Here is a 23,683-nt window from a genome sequence, read left to right on the forward strand (position 1 = left end):
ATTCAACTATGCCCATAATCTGCTATTAGTAAATGTAGGTCAAGTACTGACAAGTGAAAGAAGTCAAGAGGCTGGTGCTAGCTGATTTTGGGGCTTAAACAAGTTACCACCTTTTTAATCATCAAAACCCTCTCTCAAACAATACACCTACGATGCCCAACATGTGATTCAGTCGCGCGAGCTGGCCGGTGGTGCGGTGTTCCGCTGGGAATGGCAGGGCGAAGGGAAGGATGTTCGGGCGGTGCGCCAGTACAGTAACCTGACGCAGGTCGATACCCGCTATGACTGGGATGAAGATGCCGGGACGGTGACGCTGACCAACAGCGACGGCTCGCAGCAAGTTTACCAGCATGATGACAACGCGCGGCTGATTAAAGAAGTGGACGGCAGCGGCGGGGAATACCTCAAGGCCTACGATGACAAAGGGCGGTTGACCCAAGAGACTGATGCGCTCGGCAATGTCACCGAATCGGTGTACAACGATGCCGGTGAGCTGATTGCTAAAGTCGAGCCCAATGGTTTAACCACCCATTTCAGCTATAAAAACGGTTTACTGGCTCAGGTGCAGCAGGACAAAGCGGTGTGGCGTTACCGGCATGACCGCTGGGGTCATATCACCGAGCAGAGCGACCCGCTGGGCCATACCACCACTTATGATTACAACGACCACGGCCTGATTGAGAAAATCACCTATCCGGACGGTGGCATTCACCAACTGACATGGAATCGCAACGGTCATCTGGTCGATGAGACCACCCCGCAGGGGGAAGTGATTCGTTACCGCTACGATATTCTGGGGCGGTTGCGGCTGCGTCATGACAGTCAGGGCGTCACCGAGCTGTCGTATGACCGCAGCGGGCGGTTGACCAAACAGGTGTTGCCGGGCGGTCAGACCCGCTTTTATGAATACAACGCCTATAACAAGGTCACCAAGTTCACCGATGAGCAGGGCAGAGCCACCACCTACGATTATGAGTTCCCGCTGCATCTGGTGACGCAGAAGACCAACCCGGACGGCAGTACGCTCCAGTATCGTTATGACAACCCGTTCCACTTTGTCAGTGCCATTATCAATGAGCGCGGTGAGCACTATCAGATAGACTACCTGCCGACCGGCCATGTGCAGCGGGAAGTGACGTTTGACGGGCGTCAGTTTGTCTATGAATATGACGCGCACACCCAACTGACGGCAAAAACCGAAATCGGCAGTGAAGGCACCGAGCTGACGACCCGTTACGCGTATGACGCACAGGGCAAGCTGATTGAGAAAACCCTGCCGGATGAATCGACAGTTCAGTACAGCTATGACTTACTCGGCAATCTGACTGGTGTGGATGACGGCCGCTGGCCGCTGGTGTATGCCTATGATGTGCTGGGCCGGTTGACCACCGAGCATCAGGGCTGGGCAACCTCCGGTTATCGTTATGATGCGCTGGGCCACATCACGGCTCAGTTACTGCCGGACGGGCAGCAGCTTGACTATGACTTCCAACATGGGCGGCTGCATCAGGTTAATCTGAACGGTCACTGCCTGACACAACACCACTATCAGGTCAGTGGTCTGGAAACCCGCCGGACGCAGGGGGCGCTGAGCAGTCATTTTCAGTATGATGAAACCGGTCGCCTGACCGAGCATCGGGTCAGTCAGGCGCAGCAACAAACGTTGTTCCGCCGTTATCAGTACAACCGCTCGGGGAACTTAACGCAGGTGGAAGATAACCTGCGAGGGTTGACACAATATCACTATGACCCGTTAGACCGCCTGACGCAGGTGCGCGGCAGCCTGAGTGAGAACTTTGCCCACGACCCGGCAGGCAACCTGATACAGAGCCGACAGAGTAATGTTGAAGGGAACCGGCTGCTGTTTCAGGGGGACCGACACTATCAGTATGATGAGTTTGGTAATCTGATACAGGAAGCGCGGGGCACCAATCAGTCGCTGGTCACCCGCTATCAATACGACGGCCAGCACCGCCTGACTCACGTTGAAAAGCCCGACGGCACCCTTGCGGAATACCAATACGATGCCTTTGGCAGAAGGACCCATAAAACGGTCACTGACAAAACCGGTCACCAGACCACCACTGAGTTTTTATGGCAGGGCGACAAGCTGCTGGCCGAATCGGGTGAGCGTCATTATCAGACCTATCTGTACGAATACGGCAGCTTTAAACCGCTGGCACTGGTCACCGGTGAAGGGGCGGAGAATGCAACACCGTACTTCTACCACCTTGACCAAATCGGCACCCCGCTGGAAATCACCGATGTAGAAGGCCGTGTTGCCTGGTCGGTGGATTACCACAGTTACGGCAATGTGGCTTACCAGCGCAAGGCCGAAATCGTCAGCCCGCTGCGTTTTCAGGGGCAGTATTACGATGAAGAAACGGGTTTACATTACAACCGTCATCGTTACTATAGCCCTGACTCCGGTCGGTTTATCACCCCGGATCCAATCGGCCTCGCGGGTGGTTTAAACAATTACCAGTATGTGGTGAATCCGACGGGATGGGTGGATCCGCTGGGGTTGATGATGCGCAGAGCACTCTGTGCTTGTGAGAAACAGTTAGCGAAGAGTGGTGTAGATGGGGCTTTAACGTCTAAACCAGATTTTTATGTAGGACCATCGGGGCCGTCTTCTACGTTGCCATCAACTGGGTTCCGGTATATGGATTCATCTTTTGCAGATCAAACAATGAAATCAATGGAAGCGCCATTAAGCTACTTTGGGTTTACTGACTTTAATAGTGGAAAACAAGCAAGAGAAGCATTTCAGATATACTATGACAAAAACGATCCTTTAAATTCATGGAGTGATGCTAGGTTAAAAGGTGAGTTTGATACATTACAGCTATATGATCTTAAAGGAAAACCTCAAGTAAGGGTTCCAATGGAGGCTGGAGATCATGGCAATATTCCTGAGCCTTTTACGAGATATTACCCTGAATATGGTAAAGGTGGGGAGAGACAATTAATTCCATTTGATATGTCAAATAAGCCTATGATCAAGTTTAGAGCAGTGAAAATTATAGAAGAATAATTTATGGATAAACAAGAATTGGATAAAAATTTAATATATCTTCTGGATAAGTACTATTCTGATGAAAAGAGAAAAAGTCATCTTATCGATGAAGTTAAAAATAGTAAAAATCCTATTGCAAAATATATATTGCATGAAATGAGAAAAGATTCAGTGAAAGTCGATAATGAGCTTGATGGTCGATTGATCAAAGAAATATTCTTTCATTTTGGTTGATAATCCAACAAAAATACTCTAATCCAGTTCACACATTTAACCCCCCTCAAAAAAACAGCCGGGCTAAAAATAGTCCGAGCTGTTTTCATTCATATGAACTGATATTTGGGATGTAGCCGACGAGTTACACCTTATATTTCAGATAATTCAAAACGAGCCGCGACCGCGGCTCGAAAACTAAATCAACCAATCAATCATCACACCAAATCTGATTCATCCGGCTCTTCATGATAGCGCACGTAATGGGTGGTAATCAGATTATTCAGATACAGCAGCACATTGCGCAGTTCTTGACTGTTGTGCCGCTGTTCGGCTTCAAATATTTCTTCTAGCTGACGTAGGTATTCGCGGGCTTTTTGGGCGAATTGGTGATCGTAAGGGATGGTTTCGTACATAGTAGACTCCTAGAGGATGTAGAGATAATTTCACCACGGGAGTTCCTACGCTCGGGTGGTGAACTGGAACAAGAGTAGGAATGCCGCCCTCTAGGTACGACTAGCCGAAGCCGCCTTGCCCAGCTCACCATAATTCAGATGTGCTGAAGCCGCATATAGTAAAAAACCAACGTAAAGTTAGCAACCTATAATGCTAGAGGTTATTTGCGGGTTCCTACGCCCGACACCGGATTTTGCCAGTGCAGAGCGTAGGTTATCTGTTTTTGGGAAAATAAAAGTATTAAAAAAGTATGAGATTTTGGGTGTGGGTTCTCAAAATAATCAGCCGATGAGCGTTTCAGCGAATTTGAGTACAGTTTTAAAAAGGAATTGGACAATTCCGTGTTTGGTCATGTACTAATTTAGCTTCACACGGATAACTTTTCGTATTGAAAAATCGCTTAGTGCGTTGTCCAGTATTGCTGGAGCAGATCAAAATCTAAGCCATACCACCGTAAACACAAAGCCCAGCGATTGAATGAAAAATGCCAAGCGTTGCGAATCCCTCTTGGACAGTTATGCGATTTTTGACTCTGCTGTAGTAAGAAAGACTAACGTTGAAGCAGTCATATGTAGCATATATGCAACTAAGTATTCAGGAATTTCAACAGACTCTGAGCCTTGACCGTGGCCACTAAGTTTATTCCTACCTGTTGGGATGCTGCTTTCAAGCAAGCTTCTTAATGAGGTCATTTGCTGCTGCCAAAAAGCTGGTATTAGCCCGTTGTCAAAGCATATTTGAATTAAACCTTTAGACGTTACATTTGGTTGGTACTTCCATCCCTGCTTATCACAAATTGATTTCATTGTACTTTCAAATGACTTTAAACAGTCGTTCAATGATTCTTTGTATCTACCATGACGATAGTGTTCATATGCAACCAAAAACTCTTCTTGAGCGCCCTCATAATGCTTTTGATTCAGAAGCTTTAAAGCTGGTTTAACAGCTTCTGAATGAAGTAACTCTGAATCAACCCTAATAATTTCATTTCCAGTAAATTGAAAACCTATCCCATGTTCTTTAAATCGCTTGTTTAACTCGTCTATCGCTTGATCGGCAATATCGTTGGCATTGTGACGACATAAGTATCTGTGTTCACGAGTAAAGTTATTTATAACTTTGAAAGTAAGCTCAACTATATCTAGTTGCTTTTCAACATTATCTTCACGCAAAAAGTAATTAGCAAGCTCCTCAATGTAGTGGCGGTCTCCATACTGTTCAGTATGTGGGAGTTTAAACAAACCATATTCTCGACACAAAGTTTTGACCACAAACTTGTAAGCTTGCTTGACATCATCATAATGCCAGTATTGATCTTCTTGCCCGAGTGTATCGCTCCAAATATGAATGATCTGTACTCTTAGCGGGTTAGGCAATGTGTTATATGTATATACATCTGGCACATCGCCTCTTAATCTTTTTTGTCGTTTTGAGAATAGATCAAATATACCCATTCGTTTTTCCTTCTATTACTCTGCACCATGTGAAATCGCATAACGCTTATTAACTAAATGTTGCTTTTTGTACTTTTGCCAATAGATTTGATATCGCTTCTTCAACCGAAGAACCCTCAGCCATCTTATCGATAAATTCACGGTCAGCAGGTGTACCAAGACCAACACGATAGTTGGTTGTGAACTTACAAATTGTGTAGTGGCCATCCGCAACGATATTTGCAAGGGCGGTTAGCTTTTCAATCGCATTGTTTTCTTTCGCTTTTATGCGCATCTCAATGATTGTTTGCGCATAAACTGGAACATCTGAGTGCCCATTAACCCATTTAGATACCTGAACATCTGATACTCCACAAAGTGATGCAAAGTCAACTTGGCTTACTTTTGTAGCTTTCAGCTTATTCTTTAATTCTTGTCCCGTCATAATAGCTCCGCAGGATGTCATGTTTAAATTCAATAAAGAAAACTTAAACTAAATGACTAACAATCGTCAATATAAAATTTAACTTAGTTTAACAATTGTTGTGTGTTCTAATTAAATGGATACCAACCGAAATCGATATAAACATTTGAATAAATTGAAAAATTCTTAAGGAAAACTAATGAAACACTTTAACTAACTATGCAAGGAAGTTAGGTTGCTAAGAGGTACATAATTTTTAGATTAGTGGTATTCGCATAACTTGTTGTAATGCAAATTCACATTAACAAGATATGAATGAATATTTACTCTGAATTGTTCTGGGGCAAAAACGTGTCAGGGGTTTTACTAAATTTGCCATCCACAAATGACTTTAGGTATGGCAACGTCGCTTCATTGTTTTGTCCGGTATGAATGGTGCAGATCGAAGTAAAGCAATCATGGCAAACATCAACACTGTTCATCACATCTGGTTTATCCCTTTGAAGCCATCAGATAGCGCTGCATCGCTTTCACGGTATCTTCGCTGCAATGATGCTCAATGCCTTCCGCATCTGCTTTTGCGCTGGACTCCGGGACGCCCATTTTGATCAGCGTTTCATAAACAATGTGATGTCTTCTGGTCACCTTTTCTGCTAACTGTTTTCCTTCCTGTGTTAAAAACACGCCACGGTATGGCTTAGATTCAACCAGACCGGCGCTTCTCAAACGAGAAATAAACTTAGACACCGCCGCCGGACTGACACCAAACCGTTTCGCCAAATCAGCACTGCGGACTTCTCCCCGGGATGCGAACAAATCCGCAATTTCTTCTACATAATCTTCAACCAATTCAGCCTGATGGTCTTCTTTGACTTTACTGAAATCACTGCTCTGTTTAACTTTAGGCATAACGTTAAGATACGATCGTGTAATAAATGACATAGATATTTAATCCGATGATCAAGCTACAAATGAGGCTACCTATCCAGGTTACCGATTTACTGTTTGCCATATCACCCATGATGGTACGACGTGCAGTGAAAATAACTAACGGAATAAGAGCAAACGGGATCCCAAAACTCAGTACGACCTGACTTGCGACCAATGCTTTTTGCTCATCAACGCCCAGCATAATGACAGCCAGAGCCGGAATCATCGTAATCAGACGACGGATACCAATCGGAATGGTAAAGCGGACAAACCCCTGCATTAATATTTGTCCGGACATCGTACCCACAATCGATGAAGATAATCCCGCCAGTAACAGCCCGACACCAAATATGATACTGGACATTTTACTGCCCATTAATGGCGCAAGTAGCTGATAGCTTTCCGATATTGTCGCCACATCGTGGTAACCGTTAGCGTAGAATGCCGAGGCTGCTAATGCGAGTAATGCCATGTTGACAATCCCGGCTAATGCCATCCCCACAATCACATCCATACGATAAAATCTGGCAATGGTTTTTTTCTCCTGATTATTTGATGCTTTGATCCGGTCTGTTGCTAACGCGGAGTGCAGATAAATCACATGAGGCATGATGGTTGCGCCCAGAATACCCGAGGCCAGATAAACCGCGTAACTATCCGGGAAATCGGGAATAAACATCCCTTTGGTTAAACTGACCATATCAGGCCGGCTTAACAGAAGTTCCATCGCAAACCCACTCGCAATCGCCAGAATCATTGCGCCGATAACAATTTCCATTAAACGGAATCCAAGCCGTTGCGTCAGCAGTGCTAAATATGTGATAACACCTGTCAAAAGTGCACCATAGATCATCGGAATATCAAACAGCAGTTTAAATGCCAGAGCAGCCCCCAGAAACTCGGCTAAATCGGTGGCAATCGCAACAACCTCCGCCTGTATCCAGTAAAACCAGACGACAGGTTTCGGGTAACGATCTCGTATTATTTCCGCTAAATTCTTTCCGGTTGCCACGCCTAATCTGGCAGACATACCCTGAATCAACATTGCCATCAGATTCGCGGCCAGCACAACCCATAGCAGTGCATAACCATACCTTGCACCGGCCTCAATATTCGTTGCAAAATTACCAGGATCAACATATGCAACGGCAGCGATCAAAGCAGGACCGAACATAACCATCCAGCTAAAACCTTTCGCTTTTCCTCGCAGTATATTGGTTGCCTGAGACTGGACAGTATTATTCGAAATTGCCTGCAACATTTAACTTACCTCATATAAGTTAACCTTGGTTAATGATCTTATATTCGGTTAAATTGGTGTTTAAAATCTAATCGTTTAAACCTATTGAAATGATAAGTGTTATCAACTATGGCGGGCTTACATCTAAGTTAACCGCTTCATTGTTAAATGAAAGTGACGGATAAGCCGCTTGTCGCACAATGGGGTAATGGTCTGATATGCTTCACTTTGATGTCAGATTTATTTTATGCAGAATATTTAACTAAAAATGTTATGTTATACAAAATGATGTAGGGAAGTTATACGACAGGATACATTCTAATCACGGTTATGTGGTTTTCTCAGCATCGGGACAAGGGAAGAATTCTATGAGTAATTATTTCGATTCGGTTGCAAGTGCATGGGACGACAATCCTATGAAAATTGAACGTGCAGGAGCAACGGCAGCGAAGGTTAAGGAAATTGATTTCGAATCTTATAATAGTATTGTTGATTTTGGCAGTGGCACCGGTTTACTTGGTGTCCAGCTTCGAAATACGTTTGCGACTGTACATTTGGCCGATTCATCAGAAAAAATGTTAGAGGTCGCTAAAACCAAAATTTCTACAGCTAACTTAGACAACATTCATACCCACCACATCGAATGTTTATCGGAGCTAAATTCAAAGCATTCAGCCATTGTTACTTTAATGACGCTGCATCATATTCCCGATGTTCAAAGTTTTTTCTCGCAGGCATACAATACGTTAGACCTCAGAGGAACGTTGATCATTGCGGATCTTTATAAAGAAAATGGGTCGTTTCATAAAAACCATCCTGAATTTAGTGGGCACAATGGGTTTGATGTTTCGGCGTTAAAGGGAATTGCCGAGGATTCTGGTTTTCACGTCGAGCGAGTGGCGCCATTCTATGAAATTTGGAAAGAAAATGAAGTTGGTGTTGAAGTCTCGTATCCATTGTTTTTGCTGGTCGCCAAAAAATCGGGATAAATAAAACCACATACGAATTGCTTAAGCGTCATCGGTGCCATCCTGAATTCTTTTTCCAATGCCTTCAGCATGGTGTCTAAGCTGCTGCGTTTTTGGGTAAAGCGGGGATTGACGGCTCGAATTTGAGTTCTGAAGCTATTTAATATGTCAGCTATTGGATGTCCCCTGTATATTGGCTGAGGCGGTGCAGAATGCTCAATAAAATGAGCATTCTGGCAATATATCAGGAGCGATGGTTCTGAACTTGGTAGAAACGCTGCGAGTACCGGAGGAAATACAGGTTATTAGCTGAGAGGCAACTGACATAGCTGTTTCCGTTTCTTGAGCCGGACACTGACATTAATGAGAGCATTGAATTCTTCAGGCAGGTGAGGAAAATGTCCGTCCGCTATTTGCTCAAAGATAGCAAGCGATCCGGGATAAATAAGTACTTCATGACCTGCATGAATCATAAAACATGTCTCGGCTAATTCTTCAAGAACATATTGTGATGAAAGTGATATGGCTCTTTCTGTCAGCTCATTTTCGCTCATTGCCCGGGCGATGAATTTTCCGGAAAAACGGTTCACTGCCAATTTAAATTCTGAATTATCGTGATACTCTCGGCGCAAATGATCTAAATAAGACTGTACCCGTTCGTTATGGCAGATATGAGAACCTTTTATAAAATTGAGGGAAAGTTGCGGATGGTTTTTCTCTAACAGGTTCCTGTGTCGTTCTATATATTCTTCCCCCATTTGTAGCGCTGTTTTTTTTGCTTCGTCTTCTGCTAAACCTTCGCTGATTTGCAGGGTCAGTCTGTGAATATAATCGCCAAGCAAAAATGTACACTCATGATGTCGATTTGCGATGAAGTTAATCAGGCCTTCGAATTTAGCGCCCAGAAAACTAGGGTTGCTCAAACTGATACCGACAAAACATTTGGGTTTACTCTTTAGATGGTCTCTTCTGATTTTTGGTGAGACTTGCTGTATTTCTCCCTTATATTGATGCTGATAAGTCATGAAATTCCTTATAAAAAAGTAAAATTGATGAGATACACAATATACCGTATCTCATTAATCGGTAAGAGATAATTTTATTTTTGATTTTCTGAACTAGCGGGGACAGGCACCTCAATATCACTACGGGCAAAAGCGTGTGTCCCCCACAAATATTTTTTCAACCGGAATATCGATTCATTCTTGAACTGACTACTGGTCGTCATATTGCTGAAGAATCTCTAACCAAGGGCGGAATCTGCTTTCTGTGTGAATCCGAGCGATAACCCACAGATAAGGCGGGATATATAATGTGTGCTTTCAGGCGGATAGCGTTGTCTTTAGCTTAACTGATGACGATGTTGCCCAAACTACTCAGAGTTCACCGACCGAATCGTATGTAATTTTCGGAAATTCGAAGGGGTCATGCCAACATACTTAAGAAAAATGCGTCTAAAGTAGCCAACATCTTGGTAGCCAACGCCGCGAGCGATAAATTGGATAGGGTGTGTCGCATCCGTTAAAGCTTGTTTTGCAGCATGAATCTTTTGTGTCTGGATGGCTTCTGTCAACGTGGCTCCAAAAGCCTGTTTATAGACCCGGCCTAAATAATCCACATTACATCGCAAGCGCTGAGCCACCCATGATGGAGTAATCGGTTCTCGATAGAACTGTTTGATAATGGAACGTGCGTTGTACGCTAAATTGACTGGCTTGGGCTCAGATTCATTTGCATTCTTATTGCTTACTTTACCAATGATCATCATCAGCAGCAGATTTAATGACAGTCTGTCGTCTACCAATTCTTGTTCGTTTAATAATAAATTAAACAACGAAATCACTTTTGATTCGTCGTCAACACGCCCCAATTTCGGCAAGTGAATGAAATGCTGAGAGGCCGAATCTTTACTATGGCGCGACAGACGAAAGTGAACCCAGTAAAATTTTAAATCATCTGGATAATCCTCAATCCCCATATGTTCACAGTGCGGATAAAGCAGTAGACATTGACCAGCAACAAGCTTGTACTGGTGATCATTTTCTTGAATCGATAACGTCCCACGTTGCACAAAAATGAGTTCAAAAGAGTCAATAATTCTTCTGGGATGCCTGCCATTTCCATTAGAAATGAACAATCCGCCATTCTCTATTTCTACCGGAACATCGTGATATATATTTGCCATCTCTGAGCCCCTTCGTTACCTGGATACATCTTATTTGAGGCTTGAACATAGCAAAAAGATCATTATCACACTTCCTCTCACAAAGTCGGATTTATCCTCTTTTTATACAAAATTATCACCTATTGTTGGTCCTCCGCTCTCGTTACGATGGATGCATAAAAATAATGACAATAATGAATTCAATATGGATGAAACAACCATGAACGAGACAAGTACCCAAGTGCTGAACAACGATATGGTCAACACGCCTCAAACAGAAAAAATAACGATCAATGAAAAGTTCGGATATGGCCTAGGTGATGCCGGAGGCATGATTATTACATGCTTAATCGGAAACTTTTTAACCTTCTTCTACACCGACATTTTTGGACTGACTCCCGCTATCGTGGGCATCCTTTTTATGACGCTACGTATTTTTGACGCAGTCACCGATCCTTTGATGGGGATTGTGGCCGATAAAACACGTAGTAAGTACGGGCGCTTTAGACCTTGGCAGCTATGGATAGCATTCCCCATTGGTATAGTCGGAATTCTTACCTTTACAACACCCGAAATTAGCTACAACCTGAAGGTGATGTATGCTTTCGTCACCTATATGCTGTTATCTGTTTGTTATACCGCAATTAACGTTCCCTATTGCGCACTCATCAATACGATGACCACCGATCACAAAGAAGTCATTTCATGTCAGAGCTGGAGGTTCGTTCTCACTGGCGCAACAGGTTTACTCGTCTCGGTTGGTCTGCCATGGTTTGTCGGTCAGTTTGATTCAAACCAACAAGCTCAGGGCTACCAATATGGCGTTAGCATTTTATGCGTAATCGCAATTGTGATGTTCTTGTGGTGTTTTGCGACCGTTAGAGAGCGAACACCCATTGAATCTCTGGGAAACGTCCCTTTCAAAGAGCATTTAAAAAGTATCAAGCAAAACGATCAACTCATGCTGATGCTCATCATGTCATTTTTGCTCATCACTATTTTTAACACGCGTGGTGGCGCGTACATGTACTTTATCAACTACGTCATGGGCGGCACTTCCAGCTATACATCGCTATTTTTTGCCATGGTCACTGCGGGTTTAATTATTGGACCGATATTGGTGAATTACCTAACGAAGTACATTGATCCTAAAAATCTGTATTTATACACCAATGTACTCCTTGGTATTTATTCTTTGGCCATGTTTTTCGTCCCTGCGAATGATACAACCCAGAGCATATGGTTGGGCATCATTTTGTGCTACAGCGTACTGCTCGGTTTTACGCTGCCTTTACACTTCTCATTAATGGCATTTGCTGACGATTATGGTCAGTGGAAAACCGGGGTTCGTTCTTCTGGGTTGAATTTCGCCTTCAATTTATTCTGTATAAAACTGGCGTGGGCATCGAGTGCCATTATTATCAGCGCGATTCTGGTCTGGGTTGCCTATCAGCCGGGAATAGAAAACCAAACCGAGGCCTCCGTATCGGGCATTATATCCTTAGAAAGTATTATTCCTGCAGTCATTCACTTTGCGTTAGCGTACATGATTGCCAAAACCAAGCTAGACAACCGGCTAATGGCGCGCATTAGCACTGATCTAAAGAAACAGATGGCGTAAGAGAGAACACCCATGACTCACAACAATGAATCACAATACACACGCGTTAACATTACCGACAAATTTTGGAAGAACTATCAGACATTGATTAATGACGTGGTGATCCCTTATCAATGGGATGCACTGAACGATAATCTGCCTGATACCGAGCCAAGCCACGCCATCGAAAACTTTAAGATTGCAGCTGGTGAACTCGATGGCGAGTTTTATGGCATGGTATTTCAGGACAGTGATGTCACTAAATGGCTAGAAGCGGTCGCTTACTCTTTGGCAAACAAGCCTGACCCGTCTCTAGAAAACCTAGCAGATGATGTCATTCAACTCATTGGCAAAGTGCAATGTGACAATGGCTACATCAATACTTATTTCTCTGTCAAAGCGCCGGATGCAAAGTGGCATAATTTGTGTGAATGCCACGAGCTATACTGTGCCGGGCACCTCATTGAAGCGGCAGTTGCCTATTACCAAACGACGGGTAAAGATGCCTTACTCAATATCGCGTGTCGATTTGCCGACCATATTGATCAGGTTTTCGGCCATAAACCTGATCAACTGCTTGGCTACCCGGGACATCCTGAAGTTGAGCTTGCACTGATGCGTTTATACGAAGTGACTGAACAACCCCGTTATTTAGACCTCTGTAATTTCTTTGTTGAGCAACGCGGCCAAAGCCCATATTACTACGATGAGGAATATCAACGTCGCGGCCAAACCTCGTATTGGCATATCCACGGGCCCGCATGGATGGTGAAAGACAAGGCCTATAGTCAAGCGCACTTACCACTCACTGAGCAACAAGTCGCGGTTGGTCACGCAGTCAGGTTCGTTTATCTACTTACGGGAGTCGCTCATCTCGCTCGCTTAAGTGGCGATCAAGACAAAGTCGCCATATGCAAGACACTGTGGCAAGACATGGTCAACAAACAGATGTATGTAACCGGTGGTATTGGTTCACAGAGTGAAGGCGAATCATTCAGTTGCGAATATGACTTGCCCAATGATACCGCTTATACAGAAACCTGCGCGTCGATTGGATTAATGATGTTTGCGAACCGGATGCTACAGCTCGATACCAATAGTCATTATTCGGATGTTATGGAGCGAGCGCTCTACAATACCGTTCTGGCCGGTATGGCGATGGATGGAAAACATTTCTTCTATGTTAATCCGCTGGAGGTTCATCCAAGCAGTATCCCACATAATCATATTTATGATCATGTGAAACCGGTCCGTCAACGTTGGTTCGGTTGCGCTTGTTGCCCGCCCAACATTGCGCGAATTATCGGGTCATTGGGGAACTACTTGTATACCGTTAAACAAGACACGGTGTTAACTAATTTATACATAGGTTCTACATCCACGCTTGCGACTGAATATGGCAACTTAACGATTACCCAAAGTGGCGACTATCCATGGAAGGAGACCATCACACTCTGTATTGACGAGTCGCCTAATCAGGCGATCTCATTAGGGTTAAGGATTCCAGACTGGTGCAGCCAGCCAAGTATGACGGTAAATGGCAATCAATATTCACTTGAGAACGCAGTGGAGAACGGCTACGCCTTGATCAATCAAGTTTGGCAAAGCGGAGATACCATTACCTTAACCTTACCCATGGAAACGTTGATCCTCAGAGGAAATGAAAAACTGCGTCACAGTGCCGGTAAAATTTCGGTTCAACGTGGCCCGCTGGTTTACTGTATTGAAGAAGCAGACAATGGAAGTGAACTGTATAACCTGCGTCTCGACAGTGACGCAGCGTTTACGGTCGTACAGGGAGAAGGGCTGTTTGAAGGTAAAACGCTACTTAAAACACAAGCGGTGAAAATCCTTGGTCCTCAAGACAGTGAAACATCACTTTATCGTTATCACTCATCTAAACCACAATGGGTTTCACAGCCATTGACGCTCATTCCTTACTTTACTTGGGCAAACCGTGGTGAAGGAGAGATGCGGGTGTGGATCACTGAGAAAGAATAATCCTCGATACATCATCCGTTAATCCGTTAAGAAAAAGCTGGTTGAATACTCTCCATCCGCCTTCAACCAGCTTTCGTTAACGGGACCGCCACTTCAGTTAACAGGACATCAGTTAACAAGACATCAGTTAACAAGACAGTCCCTTCAGTTCGGTTTTTACACCCAATGACAATGTGATCAAGTCTCACTTTTGTTTCTCATCTTTTTCATCTTTCTCATCTTTCTCTTCTCCATCCGAGTCATTCAGGGAAAGCAGAGACAACATATTTTGAATTGCCTCTTGCTCGAGCGCTTGGCTGGTTTGCTCAAGACGCCGTTGATAATACTGTGCGAGTGAGTCAGATTTTAGCGCCCGCGGTAAGCTTTTCAATGAAATCATATACTGTACCTCCTACCTATGATGGTCGACTGACAGGTTTTGCTGCGACATTTAAGGTCAATGCATCTCTAACCAGGCAAGCCTACAAACCGATTTGCCTTGTTCATGGTCCTGCTTCGTCATTTCTCTATCTAACGAGGTAAAGTGTGATACAAAAAGGGGAAGATAAAAACAGACGGAATATAATGATCTTGTTCCTGATATGAGCAAGATATCGAGTAAAAATCTGCCTCATGTCTATTTTGGTAAAAAAAATATGAAAAAATGAAGGGGAAAGGTTCCTATTTTGAATATCAGTCGACAAATCTTGTACTTTTCCCGTTTAGCCAGGCTCGGTGTGAATACCGCTATTTTTACCACGCTTCCTGAGGTCGCGGAGCACTTGTTCACAAGCCCGCGGCATTGCCGGACATTGCTCAAGCAGATGCGTGATAGTGGCTGGATTGAATGGGAGCCAAAAGTGGGGCGTAACCAGCGCTCTCGCCTTTACCTGATTTACAGCCTTACAGAACTGAAAGCGATGCTCGCTCAGACGCTCATTTCGATTGGCAAATACGAAAAAGCATTGGATTTGATTGACCATGACCAAATGTTATTTGCTCAACTGCTTCGATGCACCTCTGGCACTCAAATACGCCAAGGCAGGTTACATGTTCAGCTTACCTATGACCGCATATTTTTACCGCTCCTGCCTCATACAGCATTGAGGAACAGTGAACGTTTTCTGTTACGTCAGGTTTATAGCTGCCTTACGCATTGCACTGAGAGCGGTGATATACAGCCTGAGCTCGCCCATCATTGGACAAGTGATGAGAGCAAATTAAATTGGAAGTTTTTTCTCCGTCCTCTGCTTAGATTTCATGATGGCAGTGATATCACCGCGAATGAGGTTGTTACGCTATTCAGGCAACTACGGGACTTCCCGTTGTATACGAAAGAACTGGCCCATGTTGAAAGCGTTTCTGAGGTGAATGAACTTTGCATTGCGTTTACGCTTTCGAAACCTGATGCCGATTTTGCAGGACTGCTATCGGGCCTAAAATATTCAATTCAACCGTCAAGCCAACTCTTGGGCACTCATTCCGTCATTGGGAGCGGCATCTTTCAGGTTGTGGAGCACAGCAAACAACGCATCACTCTCCAAGCCTATCGAGAGTATCATGGTCTGCGTGCGCTCACTGATACCGTTACTATTTGGCAACTCCCGGCACAAAGTAGCCATGTGGACGATGAGATCTCACCGCAAGTCGGTACCACGAATCAGTTCAATTCTTTATACATAGACTCCCTTTTTGTTGATGGTTTCAATCCCCAATCAACGAGTGAATCTTCCGACAAAGACCAAAAAAATGGCATTGAAGAGGGGTGCCTGCTCGCTATCATCAACAATAAAACTCGGTTTTCTCTCTCGCAACGTGCCTACCTGAGTGAGCTGATTCATACGGATAAGGTTCTCAAACAGATTGGCGGCTTAAAAAGTAGAGTGAAGGGCGTCCCTGCATACAACCTGTTTCCCGGATGGCTAAAGATAATACCTACCGCCATACCACCACAACCCTTGCCAGATACTCTGACGATTGCAATATTCGAACATCATGCCTTAAAGGAATGCGCAGAAGCGATTACCGCTTTATTCAGTCAGGTTGGGATACATTGCATCGTAAATATTTACTCATTTGATGCGTTCTACGCTAAAGCAAACAGTCAGGCACTCAACGAAGATATCATTCTTACCAGTCTCAGCCTCGACGACAACCTCCCTGTATCAGCATTTTGCTGGATGCTATCAGATCCGGTCTTACAGCAAAGTATGAGTAAATCAAACCGGGAGTGGCTGGATAACATGTTGTATGATGTCAGAAGTCGTCTACCGGCTTCCTCATACATGCAGGAGCTAGAGCCAATCTCATCGGCCATGATTACATCACATTATCTAATCCCAATGCTTCACCACCTACAGACATTACGATTTGAAGGTGTGCTTAAAGATGTTGATATCAATGTGTGGGGGTGGCCTGAAATACGGGATGTTTGGGCTGATGAATAGCGTGATTTGTTATGATCACTCATCTAACGGGGACAGCCACCTCAATATCGTTATGATGTCGTGCAAATGAGCGATGTAGTCGCGGTTACATGAGTGCAACCGCTTGTTGTTGATTGTTGTTGATTGTTGTTGATTGTTGGGATGTTGGGTGGTGTAGACGATATGAACCTCATGCTTTTCGAGGTCTCGGTGGGTTAATGACGGTCCTTTGCCGCGAGTTCCTTTCGAACAATGGCTGCACCTGCGCTGAGGGCATTCAGCTTCGCTGTGGATACGTCACGAGGTAAAGGGGCCATACCACAGTTAGTGCAAGGGTAGAGCTTGTCTGCATCGACATATTGCAGCGCTTCCCGCAGTGTATTCGCGACCTCTTCAGGCGTTTCAATGGTGTTGGTTGCGACATCAATCGCGCCGACCATCACTTTCTTACCCCGAATCAGTTCAAGCAGCTCAATCGGCACATGAGAGTTGTGACACTCAAGTGAGATAATATCGATATTCGATTGCTGTAGCTTGGGGAATATTTCTTCGTACTGGCGCCACTCAGAGCCTAATGTCTTTTTCCAATCGGTATTGGCTTTGATGCCGTAACCATAGCAAATATGCACCGCCGTCTCACACTTGAGCCCTGCAATTGCTTTTTCTAAACAAGCAATCCCCCAATCGTTGACGTCATCAAAAAACACATTAAAGGCCGGCTCATCAAATTGGATAATATCGACACCCGCAGCTTCTAATTCCTTCGCTTCTTGATTGAGTATTTTGGCGAATTCCCAAGCCAGTTTTTCGCGGCTTTTATAATGGTCATCATACAGTGTATCGATCATGGTCATCGGGCCGGGTAAAGCCCATTTGATCGGCTGATTCGTTTGCTGACGTAAAAACTTAGCATCTTCGACAAAGACTGATTGTGGCCGGCTCACCGGACCGACAACTGTCGGGACGTTGGCTTCATAGCGATTACGAATTTTAACCGTCTTACGATGGTTGAAATCAACCCCATCAAGGTGCTCAATGAAAGTAGTCACAAAGTGTTGGCGCGTTTGTTCTCCGTCGCTGACAATATCAACCCCTGCAAGTTGCTGTTCGTGTAAGGACAAACGGAGCGCATCTTGTTTGCCGTGAATCAGTTCTTCATCTTGCAGTTTCCAAGGTGACCAAAGTGTCTCAGGTTGAGCCAGCCAAGAAGGCTTCGGTAAGCTGCCGGCCGTTGAAGTCGGTAATAATTTTTTCATAGTCAATTCTGCCGTTCGTTCTCGTGATTGATTAAGCGCAATCTGCTATCCATTGTTCAAGTATCGCCTGATAGGGTTTGATGAAATGCTCTTCAGCAAATTTCCCTTGCTCAATCGCGAGCTGGCTGCGTTCTTCACGGTCATAAACAATTTGAGTGGATGAATGATCGCGATTCTTCAGATTCGGTTGGTAAGACATGCCCGCTACCGCATTCGCATTGTAGATTTCAGGTCGGTAAATTTTTTGGAATGTTTCCATGGTGCTGATCGTGCTGATGAGCTCAAGATTAGAGTAATCATTGAATAGGTCACCAAAGAAATAGAATGCCAATGGAGCCGCGCTATTCGTCGGCATGAAATAGCGAACTTGTAACCCCATCTTTTTGAAGTATTGCTCCGTCAAAGATGACTCATTCGGCTGATATTCAAAACCTAAGACAGGATGATGATTGCCTGTGCGATGATAGATTTTATTATCCGAGACGCTCAAACAGATCACGGGCAGCTTGTGGAAATACTGTTTGTATTCGTCTGAATTGACGAAAGACTGAAACAGCTGGCCATGCAGATCGCCAAAGCCCTCGGGAATACTGAATTGGGGGCGATTCTTGTTATGATCGGACAAAAGAACGCTAAAATCGTAGTCTCGTACATAAGAAGAGAAGTTATTCCCGAGGATACCGTCAAAGCGGTTGTTGGTTTGATGATCAACAATGTTGGTTTTCAGCATTTCAATGGATGGAAAGGTTTCACCATTGCCTTGGATATCCATATCAACGGAGACGATCTCAAGCTCGACAGAGTAGCGGTCACCTTTCGGGTTATCCCAATGCGCTAACGAGTTAAAACGATTATTAATCATGCTGAGTGTATTGCGCAGATTCTCTTGCCGACGGTCCCCCCGGGCCAAATTGGCGAAGTTAGTCGTGAGACGTGTATTGTCTGATGGTTGATAATGTTCATCAAAACAAATGCTCTTAATCGCAAATGTGAAATTGTCGTTCATGGCAGTGTTATCCTTTTTTTCCTTAAAAAGCTGAACTGATTTCTTACTCTTGTGATGGGGAGCGTTATGTTTTTAGTTTCCCAATCGTTACTTCACAGCCTTTTGCTATTTTCTCAGCAGCGTTTGATTCAACACGACTGTCGCTTATCTAACGTGAAGTGCTGTCTATTTTTATACGGGGTTTTTGAGTTGATTAAAATTCATTTTACTTCACTGCAATTATGAGAAAAATTCATGATGAAGAGGCTTATGATCTTGAGAGGACAGTCACGAGTTGATAAAAGTGACTATTCTTTTAAGGGACTGTCCTTTTAAGAGGCCGTCTTTTTAAGAGAATAGCGATGAGGAAACGGGTTTACATTACAACCGCCACCGTTACTATAGCCAGAGCACTGCTCTTAAACACCATGAGTTGAAAATGGATCGATTTGACGAAAAAATATTACAAGAGTTGGCTCGTTTTGGACGAATCTCGAATGTTGAACTTGCTGAGCGGGTTGGGTTATCGCCTTCGGCGACGTTACGAAGAGTTCAGGAGCTGGAACGTAACGGAACGATTAAAGGTTACCGAGCGGTTATTGATAAACATAAGCTAGAGATTGGCTTTGTTGCTTATGTTTCCATTGGGTTGTCTAATCACAGTAAAAACGCTCAACTGGCATTTGAAGCACATGTACAGTTTGCACCTGAGGTGACAGAGTGTCATAACATTACCGGTGATAATGAGTACTTACTTCGTGTTGAGACGAAAGATTTGCTGGCTTATAAGCGGTTTCATTCCGAAGTATTGGGTGAATGCGCTCAAGTTAATACGATTACCACCATGGTGGTGATGGATTCACCGAAAGATGAACGGTGAATAACTGTCAATCTATTCAGCGCTAACATTTTTCTCTGGATAGGGAATCATATCGTGTATCACTTCTCGACAAAGTGAGCGAAACCACTGACTACCGGGGTCATCTGTCAGTGCTTTGGGCCAGCAAAGATAATATTCCGGATCCGGAAAGGAGAAGGGGAGATCCCGAATCGTCAGACCAAATTGATCTTGGAAGCGCTCGGCCAGTAAACGGCTAGAACTGAGTAGCAGATCGGTCTGTCCTACGGTTGCCAATGCCGCAAGAAAATAAGGGGTTCGGAAAGAGAATCGTCGTTCTTTGACCTGTTCTTTAAGCGCATCATTGATGAAGTTTCTGGATGTCCCGCCCATGCTGACCAGAATATGATAATGCGCTATATAGTCATCTAACGTAATATTAGTTTTACTCGCTAACGGGTGATTTCTCGACATAATGCAGCCGAATTTCTCTCGGCCAAGCAAGCATCGTTCAAATGAGTTGGGAACCTGAATGTAATTACTGACGAGCACCACATCAACATGATGTTCTGTCGAGTGGATCAGGCTGGTTTCGGTAATTGTACTGGTTTCGAGCGAGGCATGTGGGGCACTTTGGTAAAACCGAGAAGCGATATAAGGTACATAAGCTTGGGCCTGATAGTGGGTTGTCTGCAAGCGAAATGAGCGCTCACTTTGGTCCGGAGAAAAAGTCCGGATGGAGTTGAGACCGGCCATTTGTTCGATCATCTGGCGAATTGGAAACTCTAGCGCTGCGGCTTTTGCTGTCGGAACCATGCCTTTTGACGTTCTAATGAACAACGGGTCGTCAAATGCGTCACGCAAACGTTGTAACAGGCGGCTCATCGCAGACTGACTTAAAAATAGGCGATTGGCTGCTTTACTGACGTTTCGTTCTTCCAGTAGATAGAGTAATCCCATTAATGATTTCATATCTACATGCTGTAATTCTGACGATAACATCTGTTTATCCCACTTTTCGCATAATTGTTAGAAACATTATGCATTGGATTGTTTGGGAAGAGAACCGCATGATATAGGGAAGGAGATTTTTTTCGCAAGGGGATAGTGGTGAACATATCACGTAACTTTATATATGGGCTGTTATTGAGTTGTACAACCATGATTGCGTGGGGAATGATTGCGATAGCATTAAAATTATCGAATGATTTTGCTGATCCGGTAACACTCACATGGCTGCGTTTTACAGTGGCTGGTGTCATCGTTTGGTTATGGCAAAAACGGAATAATCGTTTAGTTCAATATCGGCAATTAAAACGTTCAGAATGGCTGCGTTTGGGGCTGGCCGGGGTGTTATTAATGATTAATTACACCTGCTATGCATGGAGTCTGGCTTATCTGACTCCGGGCTCATCTCAATTAAGTATGCAAATGGCGCCGTTGTTTTTGGCGGTTGGAGGCGCGGTTTTCTTTAAAGAATATATTTCATGGCAGCAATGGGGATGTTTCGCTTTGTTGTTTGCGGGGCTGTTGATCTTTTTCCATCCGGTTTTGCGAAGTGGCCGTGAGACTGAAACCGCCATTTTGCTGACTGGTTTGAGCATTATTTTCGTGTCTGCGCTGGCATGGAGCCTTTATGCGCTGGTCCAAAAGTCTCTCTTTAAACACCTTGATTCATCCAATATATTATTGGGGATTTATCTCATGGCGATGGTGGTCATGTTGCCTCTGACATCCCCAGCAGATTTGCTGAAAATGTCATTGGAAGAGTGGTTAATTGCACTGTTTTGTTGCCTGAATACTGTTGTGGCTTATGGGGCGTTTGCCAAATCGCTGGCATATTGGAAGACGGTACAAGTGAGTTCTGTGATCGCTGTGACTCCTGTCATGGCCTTTTTACTGACAGAATTATGTGTCGCCATGGGATGGTGGACAGACGTGATCGAGCCAGCGCAAGCTGATTGGTTGAGTCTATGTGGGATGGGTCTGGTCGTTTTTGCTGCGATTAGCGTTCAGCTTGTGAATGTTAAGCGTCGTAAACGGGTGAGCAGTGAGGTGGAGCCATCGACGGCTTAAGAATCGTGCTGCTACGGGGACAGATGCTTTAGGCTGTTTAAGTTCGCTGTTTTGAAGTGCGTATCCGCATGGAATAAAGTGCGTATCCGCATGAAATAAAGCGTGTATCCTTATAAAACAAGAGTGTGTACCCACATAAAATAAAACCATGCTGTAGATTTTATATCCGGCATGGTTTTTTTGGTTCTTAAGACTGACACTTTCGTTAAACATCTGGTGGCTGTATTGAGACAGTGAGAATAATGATTGTTTGCAAACTTTTTTATTATTTCATCTTGCGAAATGGGCTTTACTAAAAACTATATATCTTTATAAAACCCATTAATATTGATAAAAATGATTAGGTTACTTTGTTTGTGTTTTAATAATAGCCAGAGAGAGTCCATTTAGATAAGAGGTGAGTACCAAATCGATTGATAAAATATTTTTGTACCAGCCATTCCAGATTAAAAAGCAAGTAATTAACGTTTTTAAATCTTGTTCTAAAGGCTTACTTTCATCTTTTAGTATATTTAAACCATAGAGAGCGAAATCCTGTCTGATATCGTTTTCTTTTAAATTTTCCACAAACGTTGTCAGGTCGGATTTTAATTTTTCTTGAGTGATGGCAGGAATGTCTAAACTCAACCCTTTCATTTTTATAAAATAGAAAGCGGTACAGGTTTGTAGGTTCTTGGTTTGTTTTTTTAGCCAATCTTCACTGTTTTTGAATGTGCTGCCATCCCATCCATCTAGTCCAATCGATTCACCAAAACGTAAATAAATGGACGATTTTAATTGCTCTCGCTCTCCAGGTTGAATGCCATTACCGTAAAAATTTTCAAATATTTCAGAGACTTCTTGTTCATTATATTTATTACTGCTGGCATGACCCGCCATGATCATCCCATCGACATTGGCTAAATTTTTATAATAAGCACCAAATTGATCAATGATGTTTTGCTTTTTCTCATGTTGTTTGGCTTTTGGGAGAAGGTGATCCGTTATTTTATGTTGTAGTAAAAATTCCCCTGTGATTTCTGATAAATCACCAAGCCATCCTGATGCCATCAATCGGTCTTCAACAACAGGGACAATATCTTTTATCTTATCCCAGATCTTTGGGTTTTCAATAATGCTTTCTGGTACTGGTGTGAGTGGGCCGTTATGGTTGTTAGCATCTAAAATGGCAAAGATATGTGCGACATCGTATAGATCGTTATTTGACAGCACAGTCTCATGGCTATGTTGCATTTTTTGCGTGTAATCACTGGCAGGGAAAGGCGTGATGTTTGCTGTTTCAGGGATGAGAAGTTTATTCCAACCAAATGAATTATAATATATTTTTCGAAATTTGGTTAACATCAGGTTTGTGTCAGTTTCTAAAGATGAATTGTCTGCTTCTACCGATTTCATAAAGCCGATATATTCTGACATTTTATAGGTGCCATTTTCTGGCTCATCATTATGGACAGACTCTCCGAAATTAAAATTAAAAAGTTCGACGTCTTGCGTTTGCATTTGATTACTCCTGTCAAATCGATAATTTAATACGATGTCTATTGTGTTTAGCTTTTATTCAAATAGGGTTTTATCTTGTTGCTTTATGAAAACTTGAAAGCAGCTATTCGACTAATTGTTATATCTTTTTTGATATAATGTAAAGAGATTACCCTATTTAATTGGGGGGATTTTT

The 23,683-nt window shown here is 43.6% G+C and carries 20 protein-coding genes; 8 read left to right on the top strand and 12 right to left on the bottom strand.

Features of this window, described 5'->3' with window-relative positions:
* Positions 1-163 precede the first annotated feature (163 nt).
* Together OCU60_RS18195 and OCU60_RS18200 are read left to right on the top strand one after the other, a co-directional pair.
* Positions 164-3,037: an RHS repeat domain-containing protein gene (locus OCU60_RS18195; protein ID WP_261854755.1), complete on the top strand. Its 2,874-nt coding sequence runs from the start codon at positions 164-166 to the stop codon at positions 3,035-3,037.
* Positions 3,038-3,040: 3 nt separating this feature from the next.
* The gene (locus OCU60_RS18200; RefSeq protein WP_074375165.1) at positions 3,041-3,253 is read left to right on the top strand and encodes a hypothetical protein; all 213 of its coding nucleotides are present in this window, start codon (positions 3,041-3,043) and stop codon (positions 3,251-3,253) included.
* 197 nt (positions 3,254-3,450) lie between these two features.
* Here the strand turns inward: OCU60_RS18200 and OCU60_RS18205 are convergent, their stop codons facing one another.
* The 5 genes from OCU60_RS18205 to OCU60_RS18225 all read right to left on the bottom strand — a co-directional run bounded on the left by OCU60_RS18205 (position 3,451) and on the right by OCU60_RS18225 (position 7,736).
* Positions 3,451-3,648 carry a hypothetical protein gene (locus OCU60_RS18205; protein ID WP_021021299.1) on the bottom strand — a complete coding sequence of 66 codons (198 nt, stop codon included), beginning with the start codon at positions 3,646-3,648 and terminating at the stop codon, positions 3,451-3,453.
* Positions 3,649-4,203: 555 nt separating this feature from the next.
* Positions 4,204-5,142, bottom strand: coding sequence for an STM4504/CBY_0614 family protein (locus tag OCU60_RS18210; RefSeq protein ID WP_074375166.1), 939 nt, complete (start codon positions 5,140-5,142; stop codon positions 4,204-4,206).
* Between the two features lie 49 nt (positions 5,143-5,191).
* Complete coding sequence (locus tag OCU60_RS18215; RefSeq protein WP_074375167.1) at positions 5,192-5,566, bottom strand: helix-turn-helix domain-containing protein; 375 nt, start codon at positions 5,564-5,566, stop codon at positions 5,192-5,194.
* A 471-nt stretch (positions 5,567-6,037) separates the two neighbouring features.
* On the bottom strand, positions 6,038-6,454 hold the full coding sequence (gene mntR, locus OCU60_RS18220; RefSeq protein ID WP_083602788.1) for a manganese-binding transcriptional regulator MntR: 417 nt from the start codon (positions 6,452-6,454) through the stop codon (positions 6,038-6,040).
* 4 nt (positions 6,455-6,458) lie between these two features.
* Positions 6,459-7,736, bottom strand: coding sequence for an Nramp family divalent metal transporter (locus tag OCU60_RS18225; protein WP_074375169.1), 1,278 nt, complete (start codon positions 7,734-7,736; stop codon positions 6,459-6,461).
* A 347-nt stretch (positions 7,737-8,083) separates the two neighbouring features.
* Here OCU60_RS18225 and OCU60_RS18230 point away from each other — a divergent pair, with 347 nt between their 5' ends.
* Positions 8,084-8,704: a class I SAM-dependent DNA methyltransferase gene (locus OCU60_RS18230; RefSeq protein ID WP_074375170.1), complete on the top strand. Its 621-nt coding sequence runs from the start codon at positions 8,084-8,086 to the stop codon at positions 8,702-8,704.
* A gap of 284 nt (positions 8,705-8,988) precedes the next feature.
* Here the strand turns inward: OCU60_RS18230 and OCU60_RS18235 are convergent, their stop codons facing one another.
* Positions 8,989-9,708 carry a tRNA-dependent cyclodipeptide synthase gene (locus OCU60_RS18235; RefSeq protein WP_074375171.1) on the bottom strand — a complete coding sequence of 240 codons (720 nt, stop codon included), beginning with the start codon at positions 9,706-9,708 and terminating at the stop codon, positions 8,989-8,991.
* 347 nt (positions 9,709-10,055) lie between these two features.
* The gene (locus OCU60_RS18240; protein ID WP_074375172.1) at positions 10,056-10,868 is read right to left on the bottom strand and encodes a helix-turn-helix transcriptional regulator; all 813 of its coding nucleotides are present in this window, start codon (positions 10,866-10,868) and stop codon (positions 10,056-10,058) included.
* A gap of 184 nt (positions 10,869-11,052) precedes the next feature.
* Between OCU60_RS18240 and OCU60_RS18245 the strand changes: the two genes are divergently transcribed.
* Positions 11,053-12,468 carry an MFS transporter gene (locus OCU60_RS18245; RefSeq protein WP_074375173.1) on the top strand — a complete coding sequence of 472 codons (1,416 nt, stop codon included), beginning with the start codon at positions 11,053-11,055 and terminating at the stop codon, positions 12,466-12,468.
* A 12-nt stretch (positions 12,469-12,480) separates the two neighbouring features.
* Complete coding sequence (locus OCU60_RS18250; RefSeq protein WP_074375174.1) at positions 12,481-14,448, top strand: glycoside hydrolase family 127 protein; 1,968 nt, start codon at positions 12,481-12,483, stop codon at positions 14,446-14,448.
* Between the two features lie 184 nt (positions 14,449-14,632).
* Here the strand turns inward: OCU60_RS18250 and OCU60_RS18255 are convergent, their stop codons facing one another.
* Entirely contained in the window at positions 14,633-14,827 is a 195-nt protein-coding gene (locus OCU60_RS18255; RefSeq protein WP_074375175.1) for a hypothetical protein, read from the bottom strand.
* A 286-nt stretch (positions 14,828-15,113) separates the two neighbouring features.
* Between OCU60_RS18255 and OCU60_RS18260 the strand changes: the two genes are divergently transcribed.
* Positions 15,114-16,874, top strand: a complete 1,761-nt coding sequence (locus OCU60_RS18260) for an SgrR family transcriptional regulator (RefSeq protein WP_074375176.1) — start codon at positions 15,114-15,116, stop codon at positions 16,872-16,874.
* 194 nt (positions 16,875-17,068) lie between these two features.
* On the opposite strand, the gene OCU60_RS18265 is transcribed toward OCU60_RS18260, so the two are convergent.
* Entirely contained in the window at positions 17,069-18,109 is a 1,041-nt protein-coding gene (locus OCU60_RS18265; RefSeq protein ID WP_074375177.1) for a methionine synthase, read from the bottom strand.
* Positions 18,110-18,140: 31 nt separating this feature from the next.
* Positions 18,141-19,115: a DUF1852 domain-containing protein gene (locus OCU60_RS18270; RefSeq protein WP_074375178.1), complete on the bottom strand. Its 975-nt coding sequence runs from the start codon at positions 19,113-19,115 to the stop codon at positions 18,141-18,143.
* A gap of 418 nt (positions 19,116-19,533) precedes the next feature.
* Here OCU60_RS18270 and OCU60_RS18275 point away from each other — a divergent pair, with 418 nt between their 5' ends.
* Positions 19,534-19,974, top strand: a complete 441-nt coding sequence (locus OCU60_RS18275) for an Lrp/AsnC family transcriptional regulator (RefSeq protein ID WP_074375179.1) — start codon at positions 19,534-19,536, stop codon at positions 19,972-19,974.
* A 12-nt stretch (positions 19,975-19,986) separates the two neighbouring features.
* Here the strand turns inward: OCU60_RS18275 and OCU60_RS18280 are convergent, their stop codons facing one another.
* Positions 19,987-20,934 carry a LysR family transcriptional regulator gene (locus OCU60_RS18280; protein ID WP_074375180.1) on the bottom strand — a complete coding sequence of 316 codons (948 nt, stop codon included), beginning with the start codon at positions 20,932-20,934 and terminating at the stop codon, positions 19,987-19,989.
* A gap of 108 nt (positions 20,935-21,042) precedes the next feature.
* On the opposite strand from OCU60_RS18280, the gene OCU60_RS18285 reads away from it, so the two are divergent.
* Positions 21,043-22,008, top strand: coding sequence for a DMT family transporter (locus OCU60_RS18285; RefSeq protein ID WP_205410555.1), 966 nt, complete (start codon positions 21,043-21,045; stop codon positions 22,006-22,008).
* 345 nt (positions 22,009-22,353) lie between these two features.
* On the opposite strand, the gene OCU60_RS18290 is transcribed toward OCU60_RS18285, so the two are convergent.
* Positions 22,354-23,508 carry a hypothetical protein gene (locus OCU60_RS18290; RefSeq protein WP_074375182.1) on the bottom strand — a complete coding sequence of 385 codons (1,155 nt, stop codon included), beginning with the start codon at positions 23,506-23,508 and terminating at the stop codon, positions 22,354-22,356.
* Positions 23,509-23,683 lie beyond the last annotated feature (175 nt).

The sequence above is a fragment of the Vibrio spartinae genome (assembly GCF_024347135.1).
Lineage (GTDB): Bacteria > Pseudomonadota > Gammaproteobacteria > Enterobacterales > Vibrionaceae > Vibrio > Vibrio spartinae.